Source organism: Xanthobacter pollutisoli (genome assembly GCF_040044995.1).
In the GTDB taxonomy this organism is placed as follows: domain Bacteria; phylum Pseudomonadota; class Alphaproteobacteria; order Rhizobiales; family Xanthobacteraceae; genus Xanthobacter.
In genome coordinates this window covers 1-25607 of the sequence record NZ_JBDZDP010000002.1, presented here as the reverse complement: position 1 = coordinate 25607, position 25607 = coordinate 1, and the positions used below count along the sequence as shown (strand labels likewise).

The 25607-nt window shown below is 69.0% G+C and carries 23 protein-coding genes and 1 pseudogene; 6 read left to right on the top strand and 18 right to left on the bottom strand.

Annotated features, from left to right (window positions below):
* Positions 1-68 precede the first annotated feature (68 nt).
* Positions 69-440, top strand: a complete 372-nt coding sequence (locus ABLE93_RS05480) for a DUF2794 domain-containing protein (protein WP_348838517.1) — start codon at positions 69-71, stop codon at positions 438-440.
* A 159-nt stretch (positions 441-599) separates the two neighbouring features.
* Here the strand turns inward: ABLE93_RS05480 and irrA are convergent, their stop codons facing one another.
* A complete protein-coding gene (irrA, locus tag ABLE93_RS05475; RefSeq protein WP_510182991.1) occupies positions 600-1085 on the bottom strand; it encodes an iron response transcriptional regulator IrrA in 486 nt (161 codons plus the stop codon).
* Between the two features lie 346 nt (positions 1086-1431).
* Between irrA and ABLE93_RS05470 the strand changes: the two genes are divergently transcribed.
* Positions 1432-1920 (top strand): disulfide bond formation protein B, encoded by a 489-nt coding sequence (locus ABLE93_RS05470; RefSeq protein ID WP_348838514.1) that lies wholly within the window; start codon positions 1432-1434, stop codon positions 1918-1920.
* 8 nt (positions 1921-1928) lie between these two features.
* On the opposite strand, the gene ABLE93_RS05465 is transcribed toward ABLE93_RS05470, so the two are convergent.
* The 3 genes from ABLE93_RS05465 to ABLE93_RS05455 form a co-directional block, all read right to left on the bottom strand.
* Positions 1929-2510, bottom strand: a complete 582-nt coding sequence (locus tag ABLE93_RS05465; RefSeq protein ID WP_348838513.1) for an HNH endonuclease — start codon at positions 2508-2510, stop codon at positions 1929-1931.
* Between the two features lie 129 nt (positions 2511-2639).
* On the bottom strand, positions 2640-3341 hold the full coding sequence (locus ABLE93_RS05460) for an alpha/beta hydrolase (protein ID WP_348838512.1): 702 nt from the start codon (positions 3339-3341) through the stop codon (positions 2640-2642).
* Between the two features lie 17 nt (positions 3342-3358).
* Positions 3359-4009, bottom strand: a complete 651-nt coding sequence (locus tag ABLE93_RS05455) for a DNA-3-methyladenine glycosylase family protein (RefSeq protein ID WP_348838511.1) — start codon at positions 4007-4009, stop codon at positions 3359-3361.
* A gap of 51 nt (positions 4010-4060) precedes the next feature.
* On the opposite strand from ABLE93_RS05455, the gene gluQRS reads away from it, so the two are divergent.
* Positions 4061-5011 carry a tRNA glutamyl-Q(34) synthetase GluQRS gene (gene gluQRS / locus ABLE93_RS05450; RefSeq protein ID WP_348838510.1) on the top strand — a complete coding sequence of 317 codons (951 nt, stop codon included), beginning with the start codon at positions 4061-4063 and terminating at the stop codon, positions 5009-5011.
* On the opposite strand, the gene ABLE93_RS05445 is transcribed toward gluQRS, so the two are convergent.
* From ABLE93_RS05445 to rpoZ, 3 genes are all read right to left on the bottom strand, one after another.
* Complete coding sequence (locus ABLE93_RS05445) at positions 4990-5931, bottom strand: AEC family transporter (protein WP_348838509.1); 942 nt, start codon at positions 5929-5931, stop codon at positions 4990-4992. The two genes, gluQRS and ABLE93_RS05445, sit on opposite strands and share 22 nt — an antisense overlap.
* Before the next feature lie 10 nt (positions 5932-5941).
* Complete coding sequence (locus ABLE93_RS05440; RefSeq protein WP_348838508.1) at positions 5942-6250, bottom strand: hypothetical protein; 309 nt, start codon at positions 6248-6250, stop codon at positions 5942-5944.
* A gap of 314 nt (positions 6251-6564) precedes the next feature.
* Positions 6565-6954 carry a DNA-directed RNA polymerase subunit omega gene (rpoZ, locus tag ABLE93_RS05435; RefSeq protein WP_348838507.1) on the bottom strand — a complete coding sequence of 130 codons (390 nt, stop codon included), beginning with the start codon at positions 6952-6954 and terminating at the stop codon, positions 6565-6567.
* Between the two features lie 215 nt (positions 6955-7169).
* Between rpoZ and ABLE93_RS05430 the strand changes: the two genes are divergently transcribed.
* Together ABLE93_RS05430 and ABLE93_RS05425 are read left to right on the top strand one after the other, a co-directional pair.
* Positions 7170-7778 carry a LabA-like NYN domain-containing protein gene (locus ABLE93_RS05430; protein ID WP_348838505.1) on the top strand — a complete coding sequence of 203 codons (609 nt, stop codon included), beginning with the start codon at positions 7170-7172 and terminating at the stop codon, positions 7776-7778.
* A 7-nt stretch (positions 7779-7785) separates the two neighbouring features.
* The gene (locus ABLE93_RS05425; protein WP_348838504.1) at positions 7786-8466 is read left to right on the top strand and encodes a uracil-DNA glycosylase; all 681 of its coding nucleotides are present in this window, start codon (positions 7786-7788) and stop codon (positions 8464-8466) included.
* Here the strand turns inward: ABLE93_RS05425 and ABLE93_RS05420 are convergent.
* From ABLE93_RS05420 to dapA, 4 genes are all read right to left on the bottom strand, one after another.
* The gene (locus ABLE93_RS05420; protein ID WP_348838503.1) at positions 8448-9041 is read right to left on the bottom strand and encodes a peroxiredoxin; all 594 of its coding nucleotides are present in this window, start codon (positions 9039-9041) and stop codon (positions 8448-8450) included. The genes ABLE93_RS05425 and ABLE93_RS05420 overlap by 19 nt on opposite strands.
* A 1-nt stretch (position 9042) precedes the next feature.
* Complete coding sequence (locus tag ABLE93_RS05415; protein ID WP_348838502.1) at positions 9043-9441, bottom strand: VOC family protein; 399 nt, start codon at positions 9439-9441, stop codon at positions 9043-9045.
* A gap of 14 nt (positions 9442-9455) precedes the next feature.
* Positions 9456-9932 (bottom strand): SsrA-binding protein SmpB, encoded by a 477-nt coding sequence (gene smpB / locus ABLE93_RS05410; RefSeq protein WP_348838501.1) that lies wholly within the window; start codon positions 9930-9932, stop codon positions 9456-9458.
* Between the two features lie 315 nt (positions 9933-10247).
* Positions 10248-11147, bottom strand: coding sequence for a 4-hydroxy-tetrahydrodipicolinate synthase (gene dapA, locus ABLE93_RS05405; protein ID WP_510182978.1), 900 nt, complete (start codon positions 11145-11147; stop codon positions 10248-10250).
* A 377-nt stretch (positions 11148-11524) separates the two neighbouring features.
* Between dapA and ABLE93_RS05400 the strand changes: the two genes are divergently transcribed.
* Entirely contained in the window at positions 11525-13834 is a 2310-nt protein-coding gene (locus ABLE93_RS05400; protein ID WP_348838500.1) for a lytic transglycosylase domain-containing protein, read from the top strand.
* Positions 13835-14108: 274 nt separating this feature from the next.
* Here the strand turns inward: ABLE93_RS05400 and ABLE93_RS05395 are convergent, their stop codons facing one another.
* From ABLE93_RS05395 to ABLE93_RS05365, 7 genes and pseudogenes are all read right to left on the bottom strand, one after another.
* A complete protein-coding gene (locus ABLE93_RS05395; protein ID WP_348838499.1) occupies positions 14109-14777 on the bottom strand; it encodes a helix-hairpin-helix domain-containing protein in 669 nt (222 codons plus the stop codon).
* Between the two features lie 100 nt (positions 14778-14877).
* Complete coding sequence (locus ABLE93_RS05390; RefSeq protein ID WP_348838498.1) at positions 14878-17061, bottom strand: OmpA family protein; 2184 nt, start codon at positions 17059-17061, stop codon at positions 14878-14880.
* Between the two features lie 260 nt (positions 17062-17321).
* Positions 17322-18778 (bottom strand): annotated as a pseudogene (locus tag ABLE93_RS05385) (carbohydrate porin).
* A 475-nt stretch (positions 18779-19253) separates the two neighbouring features.
* Positions 19254-20720 carry a porin gene (locus ABLE93_RS05380; protein WP_348838497.1) on the bottom strand — a complete coding sequence of 489 codons (1467 nt, stop codon included), beginning with the start codon at positions 20718-20720 and terminating at the stop codon, positions 19254-19256.
* Positions 20721-21349: 629 nt separating this feature from the next.
* Entirely contained in the window at positions 21350-22975 is a 1626-nt protein-coding gene (locus ABLE93_RS05375; RefSeq protein WP_348838496.1) for a gamma-glutamyltransferase family protein, read from the bottom strand.
* 266 nt (positions 22976-23241) lie between these two features.
* Complete coding sequence (locus ABLE93_RS05370; protein WP_348838494.1) at positions 23242-24771, bottom strand: class I adenylate-forming enzyme family protein; 1530 nt, start codon at positions 24769-24771, stop codon at positions 23242-23244.
* Positions 24768-25568, bottom strand: a complete 801-nt coding sequence (locus ABLE93_RS05365) for a VOC family protein (RefSeq protein WP_348838493.1) — start codon at positions 25566-25568, stop codon at positions 24768-24770. The genes ABLE93_RS05370 and ABLE93_RS05365 overlap by 4 nt, the downstream gene beginning before the upstream one ends.
* Between the last annotated feature and the right edge of the window lie 39 nt (positions 25569-25607).

Genomic DNA, 25607 nt, shown 5'->3' with positions numbered 1-25607 from the left:
CTTGAAAGGCTCGCGGCGGCGGGGGATCATAGTCGTCGGAGAAGCACGGAAAGCGGCGAGGAGGCCCGATGGGGGACATCGAACCCATATTCCTGTCGCAGCGGGGCACCGCGCCAGTCCAGCCGACGACGCCTGCCCCCGCCCCCCTCAAGGTGACGTTCGACCGCCGAGAGCTCGACCGCATTCTTGATCTCTACGGACGCATGGTGGCGCAGGGCGAGTGGCGGGACTACGCTATCGACTTTCAGCGCGACAAGGCGGTGTTCGCCATCTTCCGCCGTGCCATGGACGTGCCGCTCTACCGAATCGAGAAGGACCCGCGCCTCGCCCGGCGCCAGGGCATGTATGCTGTGGTCTCGCAGACCGGCCTCATCCTCAAGCGCGGCCACGAACTGCCGCGCGTACTGGCCGTGCTGGAAAAACCTCTGCGCACCATCTGAGTCGCGACGCGCGTTTGCGGCGGAGCGACGGTCCGCGTGCCGTTTCACGACGCGCAGGCAGGCCGTTCACCGCCAATCCCATCCCCGCCCCAAACGAAAATGGCCGGGACAGGCCCGGCCATTGGAATTCAATTGGGCAAGCGCGCTCGCAGTGCGGTCTCAGCCGCGGTTGGACCCCTTGCGGCGGAGGCGGACCACCACGTCCACCCGCGCCACCTCGTAGCCCTCGGGGGGCTCGGGCAGCAGGTGGACGGCCACGTCCGAGGCCGGGATATCGACGAGGTCGTTCTGGCCCTCGACGTAGAAATGGTGATGGTCGGAGGAGTTGGTGTCGAAATAGGTCTTCGAGCCGTCCACCGCGACCTCGCGCAGCAAGCTCACTTCCGTGAACTGGTGCAGCGTATTGTAGACGGTGGCCAGCGAGACCGGGAAGCGCGCCTTGATGGCTTCCTCATGCAGGATTTCGGCAGTGACGTGCCGGTCGCCCTTGGCGAACAGCAGCCAGCCGAGGGCGAGACGCTGGCGGGTGGGGCGCAGGCCCACTTCCTTCAGCATTTCGCGGACGTCGTGAAAGGGGCAGCCGGTGCGACGCGCCGTGTTGATGTCCCGCAGCTGGGCGACAGGGAGAATCGGTTCGTCCTGCATATCGACACCCTGTGTCAGCGAGGCACCGAAGGCGGAGCGGGAGCGGGGCATCTCGTTCATTTCGGCTGCAATCTATGTAGCTAAAACCAAAATATGCGCCATCAGAAGAAACGCAATGCGAATGCCTCCGAAGACGACTAGCAATTTATACCTCATGCTGCAGAGCAACGCCATACGGCCGGGCCTGAGTAAGAACATTTCCAAGGTAGGCCCGCACCGCTGAGTTCAGCGGCGGCCCCGCTCACATGCGCGGCACCGCCCCGCCAAGCCATGGACAAAGCAGCTTCGGGCGGTCTATCGCGGGTCCGCGCACCAAGCTGGGTGCTGCCGCTGAACGAGATGAGCCTTGTCCCTGCGCCTCCCGGAATCCGCCGCCCTGCTCCTCGTGGCAGGCTCCGCCTTCGCACTTGCAGCAGCGTGGTATTTCCAGCTGGTGGTGGGTCTCGCCCCCTGCCCGCTCTGCCTGGAGCAGCGCCTCGCCTATTACGCTGCGATCCCGTTGGGTCTCATTGCCTTTGCCGCCGCGCGCAGCGGCCGCACGGCCCTCGCCCGGGCGATTCTCGCCGTGCTGGCGCTGGCGATGCTCGGCAACATGGGCCTCGCCATCTATCACGCGGGTGTGGAGTGGCAGCTTTGGACCGGCCCCACAGCCTGTACCGGCGCCCCGACCGTCACGGGCAACGTGCTGTCGGCGCTGAAGGGCGCCCGCGTGCCGCGCTGTGACGAGGCCGCGTGGCGGCTGTTCGGCCTCTCCATGGCGGGGTGGAATGCACTGATCGCCGCAGGGCTTGCGGTGGTGGGCGCAATCGGCGCGACAACCGGTCGCAAAGCCTGAGCCAGCCCCTAGGGGTCCAGTTCGGTATCCCAGTAGAGATAGTCCATCCAGCTTTCGTGCAGGTAGTTCGGCGGGAAGTGCCGGCCGTTCTGGTGCAGGTCGTGGACGGAGGGCTGGAAGGGCATTTGCGCGGGCCACATTCCCGCGTCCGCCGGCATGTGGCCGCCCTTGCGCAGATTGCAGGGTGAGCAGGCGGCGACCACGTTTTCCCAAGTGGTCTGGCCACCCTTCGAGCGCGGGATGACGTGGTCGAAGGTGAGATCCTCGCGGGAGCCGCAGTACTGGCAGGAGAAGCGGTCGCGCAGGAAGACGTTGAAGCGGGTGAAAGCCGGCTGGCGGGTCGGCTTCACGAAGGTCCGCAGGGACACGACGCTGGGCAGCCTGATCTCGAACCCCGGACTTCGCACCGCCTTGTCGTAATATTCGACGATGTTCACCCGGTCGAGAAACACCGCCTTGATCGCATCCTGCCAGCTCCAGACGGACAGCGGATAGTAGCTCAAGGGACGGTAGTCCGCATTGAGTACGAGCGCTGGCCAGGCACCTGGTGACAAAGCAGTGGTCAAGGACCGAACTCCTCGTCTGCGCATCCGAATCGCGCCTGACGATCCCGATGCGCGGCGGATACTCTATATGGTCCGTGTCATTCTTGTGAAGCCGCGCCCCAAATCACCCTAGCCGACTGTTCAATATTGGCGCCGAATCGTCCGCGCCCGGGATTACCGGCGCGGCGCCAGAAATTCGGCCAGAAATGCCCCGCCATGGGCAAGACCGCCCTCGTCGATACCGTGGCCGATGCCCTGGCTGAGATGCCACTCGACCGGCACACCGGCGGCGGCGAGCCCCTGCGCCGAAGCGAACAGCGCCTGGGCGGGAATCAGCTCGTCCTCGGTGCCGTGCACCAGCAACACCGGCGGGCGGACGGGAAGCGTGATCTCGGCGCCGCGGCCGCCCATCGCCTCCACCCACATGCCGGAATAGCCGACCACCGCGGCGGGGGCGACGGGAGCTGTGGTCGCGATCTTGAGCGCCATCATGGCGCCCTGGCTGAAGCCGACCAGGGCGAGCCGCTCCGGCGGCAAGGCGTATTTCTCCAGCTCGGCGTCGAGGAAGTCGCGCAGGAGCGGCGCCGCGCCCTCGACGCCCCGTGCCAGCTCGTGGGGATCGCGGAAGGTGAGCGGGAACCATTGCCGGCCCATGGGCGCCCCCTCACAGGGGTCGGGCGCGTGGGGCGAGACGAAAGCCGCGCCGGGCAGCAGGTCGGCCCAGGCGTTGCCGATGTCGATCAGATCGTTGCCGTCGGCGCCATAGCCGTGCAGCAGCACCACGAGGCAGTCGGGATCGCGCCCCGTGCGCGGGCGCAGACGCGGCCCCTCCAGGATGGGATCGTCCAGCGAGACGCCGTCGAGGGGAAAATGCATGGTCGGGCCGGCTCCAGTCAGGCCGGCGCGCCCAGGCGCGACCGGCGGGCGCCATAATACGCCCACAGCAGATGGGCCGCCACGCCGCGCAGCGGCCGCCAGTCCTCCGCCACCGCCTTCAGGCCCTGCGGCGTGCAGCGGCCGCCGAGGGCGAAGCCATCTCCCAGCGCCACCTGCAGCGCCAGGTCGCCGTGGGGAAAGGCATCGGCCCGGCCGAGGCAGAACAGCAGATAGATATCTGCGGTCCAGAGCCCGATGCCCGGAAGCCGCGTCATCACGTCGGCGGCGGCGTCGGCGGGCATGCGCGCGAGGGCGTCGAGGTCCACCTCGCCGGCGTCCAGAGCGCGGGCGATGCCCGTGAGGGTGCGGATCTTCGGCGCCGAGAGGCCGGCGGCCCGCAGACGCTCCACCGGTGCCGCCAGCATGGCCTCCACCGTCGGCACGCCGCCCAGCGTCGCCTCCAGCCGGGCGGTGATCGCGCGGGCGGAGGCCACCGACAATTGCTGCGCCACCACCACCGCGCACAGGCCGGCAAACCCCGGCTCCCGCCGCCGCAACGCCGGCCGCCCAGCCACCTGCGCCAGCGGCACGAGGCGCGGGTCAAGGGCGAGCAGAGCGTCGAAGGCCCGGTCGAAGGCCGGCTGGTCGGCGAGCAGCGGTTCGTTCATGGGGTGCTCCCTCATCGTCCGTCTTGTCCGAAGCGGGCGGATGCGGCTGTAATGGCTGACGCCATGTTCCAAAGCCCTGCCTTCGTCTGCCGCTTCGCGCCCAGCCCCAATGGCCGGCTGCATCTCGGGCATGCCTTCTCCGCCCTCGTCAATGCCGAGGCGGCCGGCCGCACCGGCGGCACCTTCCTGTTGCGCATGGAGGACATCGACGCCACCCGATGCCGCCCGGAGCACGAGGCGGCGATCCTCGACGATCTGGGCTGGCTCGGCATCGTCCCCGCCGCCCCGCCGCGCCGGCAGTCCGAGCATTTCGCGGAGTATGCCGCGGCCCTCGCCCGGCTGGAGGGGATGGGCCTCGTCTATGCCGCCTTCGAGAGCCGATCCGACATCGCCCGCGCTGTCATCGAGGGCGAGGCGGCGAGCGGCCGGGCGGCGCAGCGCGACCCGGATGGCGCGCCGCTCTATCCCTTCCGGCGCGCCGGCGTAGGCGTCGCGGAGCGCGGTCGCCTCAAGGCCGCCGGCACGCCCTATGTGATGCGCCTTGACATGGCGGCGGCGCTGGAGGAGGTGGGCGGCGCCCTGTCCTGGCCCGAGGCGCAGGACGCACCGGAAGGACCGTGCGCGGCCATCCCCGCCGATCCCGCGCAATGGGGGGACGTGGTGCTGGCCCGCAAGGAGGTGCCCACCTCCTACCACCTCTCGGTGGTGGTGGACGACGCGGCCCAGGGCATCACCCATGTCATCCGCGGCATGGACCTGTTCCACGCCACCTCGGTCCACGTGCTGCTCCAGCGCCTGCTGGGGCTGCCGACGCCCATCTACCATCACCACCGGCTGATCCTGGACGAGAGCGGCCACAAGCTCTCCAAGAGCAATTCCGCCACCAGTCTCGCCGCGCTGAGGGCCGGCGGCGCCACGGCGCAGGACATCCGCCGCTGGCTGGATCTGCCCGCCTCCGCACTCTTTCCCGCCGACAGCCCCTACCCTACGCCGAGGATGTAGAGCCACACCGCCACGGTGAACACCGCAAGCCCGGTGGAGAGGGAGACGGCGCTGGTGGAAGCGGCGACGCCGACGCCGTAGCGCTGGGCCAGAAGGTAGCCGTTGATGCCGCTGGGCATGGCCGCGAACAGCACGGCGACGCCGGCCCACACCGGCGGCATGGTGAAGACGAAGGTGAGCGCGAACACCGCCGCCGGATGCACGATCAGCTTCAGCACGCTGATGAGAGCGGACGGAACGATATCGCCTCCCGCCATGCCGTAGCGTTTCAGCGACAGGCCGAGGGAGATCAGCGCGCAGGGCGTGGCGGCCGCGGCGAGCAGGTCGATCATCTGCTTGGGCACGCCGGTGGCCTGAATGCCGAGCACCCGGGCGAGCGCCCCGGCGTAAATGCCCAGCAGGATGGGATTGAAGGCCAGCGCCTTGGCGAGCTTCAGCACTGTGGCGCGGGAGAAGCCGCCGCTGCCCTCCAAAAGGATGGTGGCGGCCACCAGCATCACCGGCAGGTGGATGGCGATGAGCAGGAACAGCGGCACCGCACCCGCATCGCCATAGGCCTTCAGGATCAGCGGCACGCCGACGAAGACGGTGTTGGCCTGCCCGGCGGCGAAGCCGTGGATCACCGCCTCCGGCCGGCTCCGGCCGAACAGGCGCTGCGCCGCCAGCATGGCGAGGCCGAAGACGAAGAAGGCGCCGGCGAAATAGGCGATCCAATAGCCCCAGGGCTGGGCCTCAGGCAGCTTCGATTCGCTCAGCGTCTTGAAGATGAGCACCGGCACCGACAGGCTGAACACGAACTCGGCCAGCCCGTCTGTCGCCCGCTCGCTGACGAGGCCGATGCGGGCGGAGAGGTAGCCCACAAGCACCATGCCGAACACCGGCAGGACGATGACGGCAATGTCCGAGAGCGTGTTCAGCATGCAGGATCCGTCAGGCGGCGCGCCATGCGGCCGCGCGGGCATGGCCGACGGTGGCGAGGGCCGCGTCGCGGACCCCCACCATCACCGACAGCCGCTGGTGCAGCCGGATCGCCAACGCCTCCGCGGCGGTGAACTCCAGCTCCACCGAGAGGCCGTCGCCGGTTGCGGCGCAGTCGATGCGGCTCGGCAGGACATCGTGGATCACGAAGGGCTCGAGAAGGCGCAGGAGAAGGTTGGTTTCGGGCTCGGCCTCCACCGCAAGGCGGTAGAGATCGGCGCCCTCGCGCCGAAACGGCGGCTCGGGACAGGCGGGAGACATGGGGAACGTTCCGAACTGATGCGGGCAGCGCCACGCGGGGACCTCAGGGCTTTCGCCCAGGTGAGGAGCGCGCCGCTGGCCAGACGTCCCGGCGGCGCGTCAGTCTACCCGGCCGACAGGGTCGACCGGGCGAGGAATTCGCCGCAGGGCCAAGCGAAGCGCCGGCATATGGGTTTCGGAACGAGGCATGGCGGGACGTTAGGCCTCGGGCTCGGCAGCGTCAACCGTCGGTCGAATCGGTTCAGCGCCCGGCCCTGACATGAGAACGGCCGGGCATGGGCCCGGCCGGAACTTCGCGACTCGATGAGATGGGCTCAGCCCTCGTCGTCGTCATTGTGCTCCGGGGGAACCAGGCCCTGGAGGCCGGCGAGGAGCTCCTCCTCGGTCATGCGGTCGAGCATGACGTCGGCATCGTCGCCGCCCGAGCTGTCGCCGGAGGCGATCATCGGCACGGCCTCGGGCTCGGGCTCGTCCACCTCGGTGTACTTCTGCAGCGAGTGGATGAGGTCTTCCTTCAGATCCTCGGGGCTCACCGTCTCGTCGGCGATCTCGCGCAGGGCGACAACGGGATTCTTGTCGTTGTCGCGATCGACCGTGATCTGGGCGCCGGACGAGATCATGCGCGCCCGGTGGGCGGCGAGCAGCACGAGCTCGAACCGGTTGTCCACCTTGTCGATGCAGTCTTCTACCGTGACACGGGCCATGGGCTCGTCACTCCGTCATGCGCCAGCGCGCAGAATACAGGCCTTGAGAAGAGGGGGTCGATACAGCAATTCCTCGGGACGGGCAAGCCCGGGGACCCCCGCCTTCGCCTTTTTCGCTTGCCTTGAACGGTTCTTCGTCGGAGAAAGGCGGCTGGACGATGTGGTTTGCAGCCGTTCCTCGTTATGCCCATCCCATTCCACCGGCGGACCTTTGTATGCAGGGCCTTGAAAAGATCGCTCTTCTCATAGATGGCGCCAATCTTTATTCCGCCACCAAGGCGCTCGGCTTCGATATCGACTACAAGCGGCTGCTGAAGGAGTTTCAGAGCCGCGGGTATCTGTTGCGCGCGTTCTACTACACGACCCTCATCGAGGATCAGGAATACTCCTCGATCCGCCCGCTGCTCGACTGGCTGGACTACAACGGCTATTCCGTCGTCACCAAGCTCGCCCGCGAGTTCACGGATGCGCAGGGTCGCCGCCGGGTGCGCGGCAACATGGACATCGAGATCGCGGTGGACGCCATGGAGCTCGCCGAGCACGTGGACCATATCGTGCTGTTCTCGGGCGACGGCGACTTCCGCTCCCTGGTGGAGGCGCTCCAGCGCAAGGGTGTGCGGGTCTCGGTGGTCTCGACCATCTCCACCCAGCCGCCGCTGATCGCCGACGACCTGCGCCGCCAGGCCGACATCTTCATCGACCTCGTGGAGCTGCAGCCGAAGATCGGCCGCGACCCCTCCGAGCGTCAGGGCCGCATGCAGGAGACCCCGCGCTTCCTGGAGCGGCGCAACGCCGCGACCGCGGCCGGCGACGGCAACGACTGACGCCTCCATGCCGCCGAGAACGCGTCCCGCCGGCGGCGCATCCGCGCCCCCCGGCGCGGCCGAGCCCGGCCGCGACTGCCCCCTCTGCCCGCGCCTCGCGGCGTTCCGCACCGAATGGCGGGCGGCGGAGCCCTCCTGGCACAATGCGCCCGTGCCCGCCTTCGGCCCGCGCGATGCGCCGCTGCTCATCGTCGGCCTCGCCCCCGGCCTGCGCGGCGCCAACCGCACCGGGCGGCCGTTCACGGGCGATTATGCCGGCGACCTGCTCTACGCCACGCTGATCGAATACGGCTTCGCCCGCGGCACCTACGCCGCCCATCCGGAAGACGGACTGACGCTGGAGGGCGCGCGGATCGTAAATGCGGTGCGCTGCGTTCCGCCGCAGAATAAGCCGACGACGGAAGAAATCCGCACCTGCCGGCCCTTCCTCGCCGCCCCCATGGGTGAGATGCCGCGCCTGCGCGCCATCGTGACCCTCGGCAAGATCGCCCATGATTCCACGCTCAACGCTTTGGGCGAGCGGGCCTCGCGGCTGAAGTTCGGCCACGGCGCCAGCGACACCGTTGGATTGGTGCGCCTGTTCGCGAGCTACCATTGCTCGCGCTACAACACCAATACCGGCGTTTTGACGCCGGCCATGTTCCGCGCCGTGTTCGCCTCGGTACGCGCCTATCTGGACGGGGAATAGATCGCCTTCGCCGCCTGCACATGGGCGAGCACGTCCGCGGCGTTCCGGTCCGGCGGGAACACCGGATAGAAGACGTGGGAGATCGCCCCCTCCTCGATCACCAGCGTGATGCGCTTGAGAAGGACTGCGCCCTCCACCGTGAAGGTGGGCAGACGAAGGGCGTTTGTGAGCGCGTGGCGATGGTCCGAGAGCAGCGGGAACGGCAGATGAAGCCGTTCGGCGACCTCCCGCTGATAGTCCGTATCCTGCAGGGACAGGCCGAACACGTGCTCCACGCCGGCCGCCTTCAGGTCGGCATAGTGGTCGCGGAAGGCGCACGATTGCGGAGTGCAGCCCCGCGCGCCGGGGATCTGATCCCAGCCTTCCGGCATCGCCCGGCCGGGGACTCCCGTGCGGGGATAGGCATAGACGACGGTGAGGCCCGAGAGCGACGACAGGTCGACGTGCCGTCCGTCCGTCGCCGGCAGACCGATGATCGGTAGCTCCAGGCCGGGGAGATGGCTGGCGAGGCCGTCGTCCTCCGGCGCGGGAAGATTGTCGGGCAGGCCCGCGTAGCCGGGCGTGTCGTTGCTCATGTCAGGCTCCCTCCGCCCCATCATAGGAGATGAATTCGAGCAGCGACCCGTCGGGATCGCGGAAGTAGACGCTGGTCCCCTGCCCCTTGGCGCCGAAGCGGCGCACCGGACCGAGTTCCGGCGTGATGCCGTTGGCGGCGAGGTGGGCGATCGCGCCGGCGATGGACCCTGCCCAGCGGAAGCACAGGTCGGAATTGCCGGGCTGGACGGGAAGCCGCGCCACCGGCGTCGCGTCCACACCGGGACCATGCAGGTTGAGCTGCCGGTCGCCGAAGCGATACGCGAAGCCCCGGCCCACCTCCACCACCTCGGCGCCGAGCACGGCGGCGTAAAAGTCATTGGAGCGCGCAAAGTCGCTCACATGCACCACGCAATGGTCGAACGCGATCCTGCCGTCCACGCCGTCCTCCCGCCTCAGCCCCGCTCGCGCATGAGCCGCGCCTTATCGCGCGCCCAGTCCCGCTCCTTGGACGCCTCGCGCTTGTCGTGCGCCTTGCGGCCCTTGGCGAGGGCGAGCTCCACCTTGGCGCGGCCGCGGTCGTTGAAATAGATCTTCGTCGCCACCACCGTCATGCCCTCGCGCTCCACCGCCTGGCCGAGCTTAGCGATCTGCCGCTTGTGCAGCAGCAGCTTGCGGGGGCGCCGGGTCTCGTGGTTGAAGCGGTTGGCCTCGAGATATTCCGGGATATAGGCGTTGTAGAGCCACATCTCGCCGTCCTTCTGGGCGGCATAGCTCTCGCCGATGGTGGCCTTGCCGGTGCGCAGGCTCTTCACCTCGGTGCCGGTGAGGGAGATGCCAGCCTCGAAGGTCTCACCGATCTCGTAGTCGAACCGGGCGCGCCGGTTGTCGGCGGCGATCTTGCGGGGGACGTCGTTCTTCTTGTCGCTCATAGCCTGGAATGTGGTCGTGGCGCCTTGCCGAAGCAAGCGGGATTGGTCATGGCCGCTGCTGCGCGCAGGGTTAGATGCCGAGCACGGACAAGAGATTGCCGCCCGGCTCGATGCGAGAGTCGACAACGACGGCGCGACGCATCGCCCGTCACAGGGTTCCGCGCACCGAAGCCGCCCGGCCCGAAGGGGCCCCGGCTTCAGCTGCTCGACGGATCGCCCTTAAGGCGGCGATGACGCGAGCCTCCACCGCAGCGAGCAGAAGAACGGCGGCGCGGCCTGCTCGGTGATGGCGCCGAGGATCGCAGACACGCCGCCTCAGTTGATGAGGCCGGCGTGCACCATGGCGCTGCGCACCACCGCCCGCGTGGTCTCTGACACCGGGACCATGGGCAGGCGCGCGTCCTCGGTCATCTTGCCGAGCAGCGAGAGGGCGTACTTGGTGGGGCTCGGATTGGTCTCCACGAACAGCGCCGTATGCAGCGGCATCAGCTTGTCCTGGATGGCGAGGGCGGCCTTGAAGTCGCCGGCGAGGCAGGCGGTCTGGAATTCCGAGCACAGGCGCGGCGCGACATTGGAGGCCACCGAGATGCAGCCGTGCCCGCCGTGGGCCATGAATCCCAGCGCCGTCGCGTCCTCGCCGGACAACTGGATGAAGTCCGGCCCCAGCACCTGCCGCTGGAGCGAGACGCGGGCGAGATTGGCGGTGGCATCCTTCACGCCGGCGATATTCTTGATCTCGAACAGCCGCGCCATGGTCTCCACCGACATGTCGATGACTGAGCGGCTCGGGATGTTGTATATGAACACGGGCAGGTCCACCGCGTCGGCGATGGCCTTGAAGTGGCGGTAAAGGCCTTCCTGGGTGGGCTTGTTGTAATAGGGCGTCACCACCAGCAGTGCGCTCGCGCCCACCTTCTGGGCATGCTCGGCGAGGGCCACCGCCTCGGAGGTGTTGTTGGAGCCGGCGCCGGCGATCACCGGCACACGGCCGGCGGCCTGCTCCACCGTCCATTCCACCACGCGATTGTGCTCGTCATGGCTCAGGGTCGGGCTCTCTCCGGTGGTGCCCACCGGAACGAGCCCGTGGGTGCCCTCGGCGATCTGCCAGTCCACGAAGGCGCGGAACGCCTTCTCGTCCAACGCGCCGTCGCGGAACGGCGTGACGAGAGCGGTAAACGAGCCGCGAAAGCGCGACGCAGACGAAATGGGCGACATGGCGAACGCCTTGGTTCCTGGAGCTTGTCGATAGGCCCGGACGCGGCCGCGGGGGCGGACGGTTCGGGCAGGCGCCGGCTCGGGCGAGCGGCGGATCCCTTGACCCTTATCCTTTTGCCGGCCCGCCGGAAAGGGGGAGGATCTCCGCCTCCGCCCGCCCGCATGCCGCAAAGCCGGTGGTAGGCCCCTGCGCCGCTGCGGTACCGGAGGGCGCAAATGCCGTCCCCGCAACCTCCGGCCGCCGCAAGCCGTGGTTTCGCCCGCTTTTCGGACTTCATTGAGGTTAGGGTTTCGTCAACGCCGGTGACGGAACATGTCCGGGGGATTCCCAGCACGCCAAGCTCGCCCGTGAGCCAAGCACGCCCGAGAGGAAGCTGATGTCGTCTGTCTCGAGCCTGATGTCCGTGAGCGTCGTTGCGCTTGCCCTCGCCTGGAGCGGGGCGGTGCCGGCCGCCGCGGAATCCACTCCGGCGCCTCCGTCCAAGCCCGCAGCACCGGCTGCCAAGCCCGCGGCAAAGGACGCAAAGGACGCCGCCAAACCGGCGGCCAAGGACACCACCAAGGGCGCCAACGCCAAGGCTGCAGCCACTTCGAAATCCGGCGCGCCGGCCAAGGACGCCAAGGACACCAAGCCCGCAGCAGCCGCGGCTGCGAAGCCCGCTGCGGCCAAGCCCACCGCGGCCAAACCGACGGCGACGAAACCGGCCGCCGCGAAGCCCGCCACCGCACGCGTCAGCCCCGCCGCGCCCCAGGCGGCGCCCACGGTGGGGGCCTCGGCCAACATTCCCGGCGGCGACCTCGCCGCGCTGAAGGTGGCGGTGACCGCCGCCCGCAACGGCCGTGCCGCCGAGGCGATGGCCGCAACCCAGCAGCTCGACGATCCGGTGGCGCGCACGCTTGTGACCTGGCTTGTCATCCGCCACGCGCCCAACGACCTCGGCTTCGAGGCCATCAACCAGTTCCTGCACGAAAAGCCCGGTTGGCCCACCCAGTCCACCCTGCGCCGCCGCGCCGAGCGGGTCCTGTTCCAGGAAAACAAGGACCCGGCCAAGGCCCGCGCCTTCTTCGCCGAGCAGGGTCCCCTCTCCGGCGAGGGCAAGGTGGCGCTGGCGCGCTATCTCGTCTCCGTCGGCAACCGCTCGGACGCCGCCGACTGGGTGCGCGAGGCGTGGCGCGACGACGATCTCAACGAGCTGTTCGAGAACAAGATTCTCGATGAATTCTCGGGCTTCCTCACGCGCACCGACCACAAGCTGCGCGCCGACCGCTTCAGCTACAAGCCGGACACCGACCGCGCCATGCGCGCCGCTGGCCGCGCCGGCAGCGACGTGGTGGCCCTCACCAAGGCCCGCCTCGCCATCGCCCGCAAGGAGCCCAACGGCGAGAAGCTCCTCGCCCAGGTGCCGTTCACGCTTGCCAACGATCCGGCCTATCTGTTCGCCAAGTCGCAATTGCTGCGGCGGGCCGACAAGCCCCAGGAAGCCGCCCGCGCGCTGCTCGCCGGCGCCACCTCCGACCAGGTGCGCGCCGACCCCGACGAATGGTGGATCGAGCGCCGTCTGGTGTCGCGCGAGCTTCTGGAGGCCGGCGACTTCCAGACCGCCTACAAGGTCGCCGCCACCGGCGTGCCGCCCCAGGCCGACAACTACCGTGCCGAGCAGCATTTCACCGCCGGCTGGATCGCTCTGCGCTTCCTGAAGGATCCGCGCACCGCCGCGCAGCACTTCGCCAAGATCGACGACGAGCAGAAGCACCCCATCACCCTGTCGCGGGCCTATTACTGGCAGGCCCGCGCGGCTGAGGCCCTGGGCGACAGCGGGCGCGCCCGCGCCGGCTACGAGGCCGCCGCGCGATTTTCTGCCACCTATTACGGCCAGCTCTCGCGCACCCGCCTCGGCATGGCACCGGTGGTGCTGAAGGGTCCGCCCTCGCCCTCGTTCGACTCGCGCAACACCTTCGCCCGCCTCGAGCCGGTGAAGGCCATCCGCATGCTCTACGCCATCGGCGCGCGCGACATCCCGCTGACCATCTATTACGACCTCGCCTGGCGCATGGAGGATTCCGCGCAGCTCGCCATGCTCGCCGACCTCGCCGAAGCCAATGACGACGCCCGCGGCGCGCTGGTGGTGGGCAAGGAGGGCCTCGCCGAGGGCCATCCGCTGGAGGCCGAGGCCTTCCCCACCTTCGGGCTGCCCGGCTACAGCCCCATCGGCGACCCTGTGGACAAGGCGGCGGTCTATGCCATCGCCCGGCAGGAAAGCCAGTTCAACGCCTCCACCCTCTCCAGCGCCAAGGCCATGGGCCTGATGCAGGTGACACCGGCCGCCGGCCGGCAGGTCGCGAAGGTGACCGGCGTCGCCTACGACGAGGGCCGCCTGATGCGCGACCAGTCCTACAACGTGCAGTTCGGCGCCGCCGAGCTGGGTGAGCTGGTGGCGCAGTATGGCGGCAACTACGTGCTGGCCTTCGCCGCCTACAACGCCGGGCGGGGCAGCGTCGCCAAATGGATCGCCCGCTACGGCGACCCGCGCGATCCCGATGTGGACGTGGTGGACTGGGTGGAATCCATCCCCTTCTCGGAGACCCGCAATTACGTGCAGCGGGTGATGGAGAACTACCAAGTCTACAAGGTGCGCTTCAACATCCCCACCAAGCTGCAGATGGAAGCCGACCTCCGCGGCCGCTAGGCCCCGCAGTCCGATCCAGTCGCGCCGAAACTCTCGGCGCGGCGGGACCCTCTCGCATCCCGCGCCCGCCGCCCTCGCTCCCGCGCTCTGTCGGCCCCCGCTTATCCGGGCGATCGGCGCCCGGGCCGGGTGCCACCTGCCGGAAGGGCGATGCGACAGCTGCTGTCCTTGGTCAGGCAGACCGAGGACCCTCCTCGTACCAAGCACCCCGAACAAACCACAAGGCGGCCCCACCGCCCTCCCCTGGCGCCAAATCCGGCGCTCGCGCCTGCCTTCAGCGGCGGCGGCTCCGGGGCCCCGGCGGCGGGGCGCCGCCTTCGAGAATGGCTTTCGCCTGACCGACCCAGTTCTCCCGCTCGATGCGGCCGGGGAAGGCGAGCGAGCTGCCGATCCAAGCGGCCTCCTGCGGCGTCCAGGCGGCGATCTGGTGGAAATGATAGATGCCCAGCGCATTGAGGCGCTGCTCGTTCTGCGGGCCGATGCCCTTCAGGCGCTTCAGGTCGTCGGGCCCCTCGCCCTCGGGGGCGGCAAGCGCCGGCGGGCGCGTGCCGGGATGGTGTTCCGGGGCGCGCCGGCGCGGCGGCGGCCGGGGCGGCGGCTCGTCATCGTCCTCCGGCGGCAGGGGCACGGTGCCGTTGATGATGCCGAAGCGCGAGAACAGGTCCGGCTCCGGTGGGGGCGGGGCGATGGGCGGTGGCGGGAGGGCCGATTGCAGCGGCCGCGGGACATACTCGGCGCTTGAGGCGGGCGCACTCTCCGGCAGCGGCCGCTCAGCCGCCATCGGGCGCACGGCCGGCGGGACAGGTGTGGGCGGGGCCGCCCCGTTTGCGGCCGGTCCATCCGCCCGGGCGCGCCGCCGCGGCGCCAGCCGATAGCCCACCGCCAGGGCCAGCAGGAACGCCGCGGAGAGCAGAAGCGTAACCTCGACGGCAAAGGCGGTCATGCCCGTTCCTCCCGCCCGGAGCGCCCGAGGGCATAGCCGGTGACGAGCCCGAGCGCCGCCGCTGCCGCGACGTAGGGCCAGAGGGAAAGGGCGAGATAGATCACGGTGCGCGCTCCTTGACCTCGATCTCGATGCGGCGGTTCAGAGCTTTGCCGGCCTCGGTGTCGTTGGGCGCCACCGGCTGGCCCGAGCCGAAGCCGGCCGCGCTCAGCCGGTCCGAGGCAACGCCCGCGGCGGACAGATAGGCGACCACCGCATTGGCGCGGGCTTCCGACAGGCGCAGGTTGAATTCCGGGTCACCCATACCGTCAGTATGCCCTGTCACGCGCACGACCGCATCCGGGCAGCGTCGCAACACCTGTGCGATGCGATCGACGAGCCCGCGGCTCTGCCGGTCGATCTGCGCGCTGGCGGTGGCGAAGCGGATGACGCCCCGCGACAGGAGATCGCCCGTGAGGCGGCCGCACTCCATGGTGTTCACGGGCGGCAGGTTCACGGCCGGCTGGAAGATGGTCTCCAGCGAGAAGGCCGGCCGCACCACCCGCCGCAGCTCGGCCTCGATCTCGGTGGCGGCGTTGGGATTGAGCACCGTGCCGGTAAGGCGCAGCTGGCCGTCGGTGACGCTGAGCTCGCCGCTGCCGAGCCGGGTGAGCTCCGCGAGCCCCGCCAGAACCGCCACCTGGAAGCCGGCCGGCGCGCCGCCGCCCACCGCAGACACGTCATTAACCTTGGCGCGCAGGAAGTCGCGCTCCAGCGCCGAGCGGATGGCGGCATGGACCTCCGCGTCGGGATAGAAGCCGGAGACGGTCAGCTCGTCCGCCTCCCGCCGCACCGAGAAGACGTAAGGCGAGATGGTGGGTGGGCGCACCTCGGCCGCATCCACCGTGACCCCCGCCGGGGGCGTGCGCACCGCCTGCATCACCAATAGGTAGCCGGCGGAATCGCTCGCCTCCCCCTCCAGGATCACCTGCGTGCCCAGCACGTGGGCGGTGCCGGTGCGCATGCGCGAGAGCTGGGACACCGCGAAGCTGGCGGCGCTCGCCCACAGTTCCGGCGGCGGGCCGCCCGACGCCAGCTGCATCTCATCCACCACCTGGACGCCCTGGAAGCCGGAGCGCGCCGCATCGAGCAGCAGCCGCCGCGCGTCCTCCGAGGGGGCGAAGCCGGTGAGCCGAGCCTGCTCGGCACCGCGCTCGATCTGCCAGGTGAAGGGCGAGGCACGCGGGGGCTCCACGGCGAAGCGGACGATCTGAAAGCCCTCCGGCGTCTGGCGGCGGAGCGTGAGCAGGATGTCGAAGGCGGTGAAGCTCGGCGCCGCGCCTTCCACAGCGATGGTGGTGTCGGAGAGGGTGACGCGGCCTTCGGGCAGCTGCGCCAGCGCGCTGCCGGCGAAGCGCACTGCGCGCATCCAGAGTTCGGTCGCGGGCGCCCCATCGGCGAGGCGGGTGTCGTCCTTGATGCCGATGCCGGGGACCGCGGCGGAGAGCGCCGCCGCCACGTCGCTCCGCGCCTGGGCGGAGGGCACGTAGCCGCTCAGCCGCAGCACCGTGCCATCACGCACCGCCGACCAGAGGAACGGCGCCGCCACCGGCGGGCGGACGGCGAAGCGCGCCAGCACCATGCCGCTCGGCAGTGGTCCGTGGAGCGTCTGCGCGAGTTCGTCGAAGCCGGCGAGATCGCGCGCCCGGCCCTCCAGGCCCATAGCGCCGTCGGCCAGCGTCAGGCGGCCGGTGGGCAGCTTCTTCAACTGGGCGAGGCCATAGATGACGAGGGCGGCGAAATCCCCCGGCGGCGCGCCGCGCGCCCGCACCAGACGATCCTGCCCCGTCACCTGGTCGCCGCCGCTGCGGGCAGCGGCGATGATGCGGGCCAGCGCATCGGCCGACGGCACGTAGCCGTCGAGGGCGATGGTGCGGCCGTCCTTCACCGCGCTGAAGGTGAAAGGCCGACGCTCGGGAAGCAGGGTGGTCGCATCGCGCACGACCCGTACGCCGAACATGCCCTCCAGCGAGGCGCGCACCTTGGCGCGTGCCTCCTCGGCCAGAGCCTCCCCCTCCATGGTCGCGTCGCGGCCTTCAAATCGGGCGGAGGCCCAGGATTCGCCCGTGCGGGCAAGGATGTCGCGCGCTGCCGCATCGAGGTCGGCCTCGATGGGCTCGCGCGCGGTGGCGAGGGTGAAGACCACGAGCAGGGCGAGGGCGAGGAGGCCCGCGATGAGCGGCCAGAGACGCCCTACGGTCCGTTTTGCTCCCATTCCGGCTGTGCGCCGGTCCTCGTCCTCCATCCGCCCGCCTCTTCCTTGCACCACGTCTCGCGCCGCTGCTGGGTCCGCGCGGGCAGCCTCCCGACCGCCACCGGCCGCAGGTAGCCGGCCTCGGCCCGCGTGGTTCCGGAGGGGACTTCAGCACACTTTCATGGCCATGCGAAAGCGCCCGCGCGCTCCGGCTGCGCCGAGGGGGCGGGCGGAGGGCGCGGGCGCAGGGCCTGCGAAGGAGGAGAGAACGGCGAGGCGATGCCGGGGGGAGGAGCGAGCCGCCCCACGGCTCAGTAGTTGAGGGTGGTCCGTACGCCGAACACGGCGGCATTGGGGATGGTGCTGATGGCCAGCGGATCGCTCGGGTTGAGCACACCGCCGCCGGGATGCCAGATGTACTGGAAGTCGGGCTGGATGGTGAAGCCGGGCGTGATCTCGGCCGAGTAGGTGATTTCCAGCACCGTCTCGCTGCTCCGGACCGGATAATAGGTGCCGCTGTAGAAGGCGACGTCCCGATCGGCGGCGCGGGCGGCCGAGCTCACGCGGGCGGTGCCGAACGCGATGCCGAACGAATCGGCCTCGCGGCCGGGGACCAGTCCCTTGAAGTTCAGGCCCGCGTCCGCATAGAAGCTGAGCTGGTTCCGGTCGTTCGGTGCCGCCATGATGCGGCCGAAGAAGCCCACGCCCCGGTCCTTGCTGCCCGGCACGCGATAGATCATCTGGTCGAGGATGGCATAAGCGGAATAATCGCCGCGGCTCTGGCGGGAATGCCGTTGGACAGCGGGCTCGCCAGCGGAACGCCGAAGACGTCGAAGCGCTGGTCGTCGAACGAGTTGGAATTGTACCACGCGCCGACTTTGATGGTGCCGGGCAGCCAGGGCGAATTGTCCTGCGTGTTGTAGCTGTAGGCGGCCTCGCCGATGACGAACACGCCCTGGTCCACGAGGAAGTTCAGGCCGTGCTTGTTCTCGATCTGCGGGTCGCCGCAGCACGGCGCCGGATTGCCGTTGAAGATGCCCAGCATGAAGCTGTAGTCGCCGGGCGTCAGCTTCAGCCGCAGGCCCGGGGTGGCCAGGGGATAGGCCGGGCCGCCGCTGGGCAGATCGGCGGCGAACAGGGCGGGCCAGCCGAAGGTGGAATTGAGGAACAGACTGCCGTTCTCGCTGATGGCGAATTCCGAATCGGCGGAAAGCTGCCCGATGCGGAAGCTGCCCATCTCCCCGGAGAATTCCTGCTCGATATAGAGCTCGAACAGGCGGGTGCTCGACAATGCGTCGATGTTGCTGACGCCCATGATGTTGCCAAGGTACTCGCCGGAGAAGCCGGAGCCCTGGATCTGCAGCGCGCTGACATGGAAGGTCGCGCCCTCCCACTTGAACAGCTTCTCGAGATCGGCATCGAGGGTGAACTGGAAGCGGCCGTTATAGGCAGTGCCGGTGCCGATGCCGCCGCTGGTGTTGCGCCAGACCTCGCCGATATAGTTTACACCCACCGTGATGCCGGCCTCCGCGAGCTTGGGGCGCACCCCGCCCCAGTTGCCGAGCCAGCCGAGCTGCGGCGCGATGGAGGGCTCTTCCTCCTCCGCGGGCTCCTCGGCCGCCGGCGCCTTGCCCGCCACGTCCGCCGCAAACGCCGCCGGACCGTTCAGAACCGGTCCCGCCGTCAGCGCAACAAGAAGCGCGCGTGCCCAGAAGGCTCCCGATATCGGCCGAAGCTCGGCGATCCATTCAAGAGCGGCAACACGCATTCCAGCCTCCTTTGCACGTCCTGCCCCGTCCGGGCCATGCCCATGACGGAAGCAGCCGGATCGCAGACGACACTGACTCGCGCCAGATCAGACTCGCGCCAGTAATGCAATCTCGAACCAAGAAGAAAATTGATCGACATCACATCAGACAGAACTTCAGCGATGTGATCGAGCAGATATACTTAGATTTTCATCATCATTACGTTACGGCACCAAGCGATCGGACCGGAGATGGAGTTCCGTTGCAGCCGATCCCAGAGCCTTATGCGCATAGCTCGGATCAAGCTCAGCTTATCACTTTCGCGAGGAGATTCATCAGGCAAAATCGTCGATGACGGCTGATGATGTCAGTATTGAATTATTATAAATCAAGAACCCATCGGGCGCGTTGAGGCTAATCCAAAGAACAGCGCCTGCAAAAGCAAAAGGCCCCGGTGGTTTCCCACCGGGGCCTCTCGTCAGAGGATCGAAGCGATCAGAAGTTGCGCTGCATGCGGATGCCGCCCGACCAGATGTCGGTGGAGCCGCCCACGAGCGAACCCTGCACGCCGCCGGTCGGGGTGACCGAGGCATACTGGTTGAGCGGCACGGAGCCGTCGACCTTGGTGTAGAGAACTTCGGCGCCGATATCGAGGTTCTTCACCGGCGACCAGATGGTGTTCAGACCCACCTGCCACATGTTGAAGTTGAAGGCGGCGACGATGTTGTCCGGAACCTCGTAGGCCACGTAGCCGGCGTAGATGGCCGAACGCAGACCGGGGGTCCAGTAGTGGCGGAACTGACCCTGGAGGGCCCAGCCGGAGGTGAGGCTGTAATCGCCAAACAGGTTGGTCGCGACAGCGTCAGCCACGGTGTAGAACGCGCCGGTGGCGAAGAGCGAGCCGCCGACCTGCTTCAGGTCGAGGGAGCCCACGCCCACGGAACGGCCCTGCGAAGTGCCAGAGAGGCCGAGGTAGGAGGCAGCGCCTTCCGCGTAGCCGGCCTGGATGAACAGGCTGTCGCCGGCGGCAAGCATCGGGAGCTTGAACTCGACGTGACCGCCGATGGCCCAGCCCCAGCTGTCCGTGGTGCCCATGCCCGGGAAGAAGCCGGCATAGAGCGGCATCGTCGCGGTGACCTGGTGCAGCGCGCCCGAGAGCTGAGCCGTACCCCAGGCGCCGTCGAGGCGCAGGTTGGCGACGATATCCGGGACTTCCTGACCAGCCTGGTAGTTGGTGTAGGTCAGGCCGGTCGTGGCGGTGGCGACGTTGAACACCGGCTGCGCGGTGGAGCCGACCATCTGCACGCCGGTGGTGCGGTTGGCCGCATCTTCCAGGGCCAGGGTGGCCGAGAAGCCGCCGCCGAACTGCGCGGTGTAGGCCAGCATGCTGGTCCACTGGTTGGAACCGGCATACGGGGTGGTCAGCATGTAGCCAACGCCCGGGTCGAAGAACGACTGGGTGTAGCCGAAGGTGAAGCCCGCGAACTGGATGAACGCGCGCTCGAAGTAGGGGTTGTTGGCCGGGCCGGCGCCGGCGCCCGAGGACGAGTTCCACTCGATGCCGAAGCGCACGTAGGACCGCAGGGTGCCGTAGTCGGTCTGGGTGCGGGCGTCCATGTCGAACACGCCGCGGGCGCGGGTCAGGTAGTCCGGATCGTCACCATCCTTGAAGGGATAGGCGAAGGTGCCGACGCCGGGACCGTTGAAGTACGTGCCCGTGGTAGAAGCGATCGCGGGGTTGAACGTACCCACCGCGTTCACGTAGGTGTCCATGCGGGCGTAGCCGCCGATCTTGATGCAGGTGTCAGTGCCGGGGATATAGAAGTAGCCCGCGCCGTAGGCCGAGCAGATCTTCACGTATTCAACCGGCTTCGCCTTCACAGGCAGATCGGCGGCCTGGGCTCCAGCGACCGCGACGAGACCCGCCGCGCTGCCGAGGAGAAGGCTCTTCACCATCTTCATCGTGACCTCCAAGTTGGTTCCGAGGGAGCGAGTTCCGCTTCGCCGGTGCGGCTGCACCCCGAGAGGGTTCTTGCCCCGATTCCCATTTCCGCGCTCAGACCCCCCGAGCACGTAATGGGCGACCGGGGACTGCCCCCCTTCGTCGCAAAGCCAACATACAAAAGGCCGACCTGTGATCAATCCAAACAGTACCGTTCACGGCCTCGCGAGCGTGCTTTTCCCACGGGTGTTGCAGGAATGGCACTACAGGGTTTGACCTACCATAGCACCATTATTCAGTACCGCCCGTGCTCGGGCCGCTTATGGCTAACCAATTATGCCTTCGACGATTTCCAGAAATTCGCCTGCGCTGCCATCAACTTGGTCACGGCCATTCGCAATCTGAGAAATGAGCGGATGTGACCATCGGGAAGCCCGCGGCGCCGGAGAGCGGTCCGAGGGCGACTCTCGGCAGCATTGTGGACGCGCTCCGCCACAGCTCTGCCGTACCTTCGTCCCGCCGATCATTGCGGCGCAACACTTGCGCGGCGCCACAATGGGTAGAAGCCCGTCCAAATTGCCCCACCGGTGGCGAATGGGCGAATCTGGCCGGTCTACCGGCGATGCTTCCCTTGCGGGAATCGCAGCTCTCAGCCCACCACCGCCTGACCGTCGCGGCGAGGGTCGCTGGCGGCGGCATAGCCCTCGATCGCCGGATCGCCCATGCGCCAGATGAACTGGGCGGCGCCGAAATCCTGGTAGGTGTCGTTGAGGATGGCCGCCTCGTGGCCGAGCGCCGTGAGGCCGTCGAGCAGAGCGGCATCGGCGCCGGGCTCGATATTGATGGTGAGCCCCTGGTCGAAGCGCCAACGGGGCGCATCGCAGGCCGCCTGGGGATTCTGCTGAAAGTCCAGCATGCGCACCAGCGTCTGCACGTGGCCCTGGGGCTGCATGTTGCCGCCCATGACGCCGAAGCTCATCACCGGCGCCCCATCCTTCATGAGGAAGCCGGGGATGATGGTGTGGAAGGGCCGCTTGCCGGGAGCGACCACGTTGGCGCGGGTCTCGTCCAGGGTGAACCCGAATCCGCGGTTCTGCAGCGAGACGCCGTAGTTCGCCTCCACGACACCCGAGCCGAAGCCCATGTAATTGCTCTGGATGAAGCTCACCATCATGCCCGAGGCATCGGCCGCGGTAAGATAGATGGTTCCCCCCTTGACCGGATTGCCCGGCGCGAACCGCTGGGCGCGGGCCGGGTCGATCAGGCGGGCGCGGTCGGCGAGATAGGCGTCGTCCAGAAGCTCGGCCGCGGTCATGGCCATGGCCGCCGGATCGGAGACGTAGCGGTAGACGTCGGCGAAGGCGAGCTTGATGGCCTCGATCTGCAGGTGCTGCGCCGCGGCACTGTCCACCGCGAGGCCGGCGAGGTCGAAATTGGCGAGGATGCCGAGCGCCATCAGCGCGGTGATTCCCTGCCCGTTGGGCGGAATCTCGTGCACTGTGTAGCCGCGGTAGGCCTTGGCGATGGGCTCCACCCACTCCGGGCGGTAGGCGGCCATGTCCGCGGCGGTGAGGGCGCCGCCATTGGCGCGGGCACTGGCCTCCAGCGCCTCTGCAATCTCGCCGCCGTAAAGCGCCGCGCCCCGCGTCTCGCCGATGGCGCGCAGGGCGCGGGCGGCGCCGGGCATGGCGAAATGCTCCCCGACGAAGGGCGCCCGCCCCTTTGGCAGGAACACCTCGCGGAATCCCGGCTGGCGCACCAGGTCCGGCAGCGTCGCCGCGGCCGCCCATTTGTGCTGAACGTTGGTGGAGACGAGCCAGCCCCGTTCGGCGATCTCGATGGCCGGCGCCAGCAGGTCCGCGAACGGCAGGCGGCCGAATCGCTCCGAGAGCGCCACCCATGCTGCGACGGCGCCCGGCACCGTCACCGCATCCCAGCCGCGCATGGGCAGGGTGCGGGCATCGGCGCCGTACTTTTTGCGGAAATACTCCGGCGTCCAGGCCGCGGGCGCGGTGCCGGAGGCATTGAGCCCGTGCAGCTTCTGCCCGTCCCACAGGATGCAGAAGGCATCCGAGCCCAGGCCGTTGCTGCACGGCTCCACCAGCGTCATGGCGGCGGCGGCCGCGATGGCGGCGTCCACGGCGTTGCCGCCCTGCCACAGCATCTTCAGGCCGGCCTGTGCCGCCAGAGGATGGGAGGTGGACACCACATTGGTGCCGAACACCGGCAGACGGCGGGACGGGTAGCCGGCGGCCCAATCGAAGGAAGCGTGCATGAGATATTCCCGCATGGCGCCGGATCGCTCCGGCCGGTGCGGCGCGGCGGCTTCGCCGGCGCCGGAATATGAGCCTGTCGCCAGCCCGCCCGGGGCCGGCCGAAGGCCGTCCTGTCAAGCTGCGCCGCACGGCGCGGCCCGGGTGGCGGCACAGGCGATGGCATAACGGACGCCGCCGGGTTCAGCCAGCGGTCCCCTCACGCCGCGCGCCTACGCCCGCGGATGGAAAGCCGATGGTGCGCCGGCAATGCGCGCACGCACGGGCCTCAGGCGCCGTTGAGCTCGGCCTCGGCGCGGCGCTTCAGGCCGGCCCGGTCGATCTTGTTGGTGGAGGCCAGCAGCATCTGGTCGAGGAACCACACCCGGCGCGGATGCTGATAGGCCGGCGCATTGGCGAGGGCGTGCTGCTTTAGCGCCGCCTCGTCCAGCGCGGTTCCGGGACGGCGGACCACGAACGCCACCGGCTTCTGCCCCTTGATGTCGTCCTCCACCGGCACCACGCAGGCCTGGAGCACGTCGGGATGCGCTTCCAGCACCGCCTCCACCTCGCCGGGGAAGATGTTCTCCCCGCCGCAGACGAACATGTCGTCGGAGCGGCCGACGAAATAATAGAAGCCGTCGGCATCGCGCCGGAACACGTCGCCGGTGCTGTAATAGCCGTCCGCGGTGATGGGCGAGCGCACGTCGGGGCGGTTGTGATAGCCGAGCATCACCGCCGGGCTCTTCATCTCCAGCACGCCCGTCTCGGGCGCCCCCTCCCCCACCAGCCGCACGCTGACGCCGGGATGGGGGCAGCCGACCGCGCCCACGGGGGTCGGCAGGCCGCCGGGATGAGCAGCGGAGAACACGACCGGACCGCCTTCCGTCGTGCCGTAGGCGTTGATGATGCGCGCGTTGGGCAGCAGCGCGCGGATCTCGCCCGCCAGCGCGTCGTTCACCGGCGCCGAGCCCATGCGCACGGTACGCACGCCGGAGAGGTCCGCGCGCGCCAGCGCCTCCTTCTCGCGCAGCATCATGGCGATCATGGGCGGAACGGCAGTGAGCCAGGTGCAGCCATAGCGGGCGATGGCATCGATATAGGCCTTGGCCTCGAACTGCGGCAGCATCACCGCCGTGGCGCCGGACGCGCAGACCAGCAGCGCCAGGGCCAGCGCGTTCATGTGGTAGAGCGGCGCGGCGATGAGCACGGTCTCGCCGGCAAGGTCGGTCTCGGCCATGCGCACCTCCACCACCCAGCGATGGGCGGCGTGGGAGAGCAGCACCCCCTTGGGCCGGCCGGTGGAGCCCGACGTGTAGAGGCTGAGCGCCGGCTCGCAGGGCTCGGGCACGATGGGGGTGAAGGGGCCGGGATCGAGCCAGGGCGAAAGGCCCGCGGCGCCGGGGGCATCGAAGTCGGCGAGCGCGACGTCGGGCAGGCGCGCCGCGTCGATGGAGGAGGCGCGCGGCGCGTCGTAGACCACGAGGCGTGCGCCGCAATCGCGGATAATGTCGGCGATGCCGGCCGGCGGCAGCTTGAAGTTGACCGGCACCGGCACGATGCCCGCGCGCATGGCGCCCAGCATCAGGGCCACGAAGTCCGGCCGGTTGGCGGAAACGATGGCGATGCGGTCGCCGCGCGAAAGCCCGCGGGCGAGGAGGCCGCGGGCGAAGGCATCCGCCATGGCGTCGAGCGCCGCGCGGCTCATGACCGTCTCGGAGCCGTCGGCGCCGAGGCCGATGATGAGCGGGCGCCCGGGCAAGCCTGAGCGCAGCACCAGGTCGCCGAGATTGGCGGGAAGAGCGGAAGACGGGGTCATGAACTGCTCCGCGAGGGCGCGAGGCGGCAGGTGAGGCTGACGTCGAGCGCCGGAAGGTCGAGGGTGCCGGCGTCGGCGCCATGCCGCCGCCACTCCGCGGGAGGGTGATTTCGGGCGCGCCGCTCGATCTCGTCGAGATTATCGAACAGCAGGTCCGCGGTGACAAAGCGCGGACGCGGCCCATCCACCACGTGGATTTCCGCGCCATCGAGGGGCACCGCCCAGCCGGCCGCGCGACGCTCGGCGCGGCTGTCCGCGAGAAGGGCGTAGAGCGTGGCGTCCGCTGGCGCGTCCGTGCTCTCGACCACGACGCGGTCTATGCCGACGAAGCCGTTGGCGTGGCCCATCCATTCCGGCCGCCAGACGAGGTCGGGCGTCAGGTGCTGGCAGAAATAGATGCGCCCGGCCGGGCTCTGCTCGCGCGGCAGGCGCACCGTGCGGAACCGCGCTGCCTCTTCCCGTCCATTCGTCAGGGCAACAGGGCGGGAGAAGGCAAGCGGCTCCAGCACCGGCAGGCCAGCGGCTGACAGGCGGGCATAAGTCGCATCGGCATCCGTCGCGGCGAACACGAGGCCGGAGAGTCCGGTGGGGCTGTCCAGCACCTCCTGGCGCTGGAGCCCCTCCTCCGGCACGCCGACGAGCTCCAGATAGGGCCCGGCGGTCATCATCAGATGGTTGATGGAGCCGAGGGAGTGATAGCCCCGCGGCGTCAAGGTGAATCCCAGGGCCTCGCAGGTTGCGGCGGCCGCATCCATGTTCCGCAGGGTGTTGATCACCACGTGGTCGAGTGCGGCCACCGTTTGCCTCCTCAGGCCGCGGCGGGGATCATGTAGACC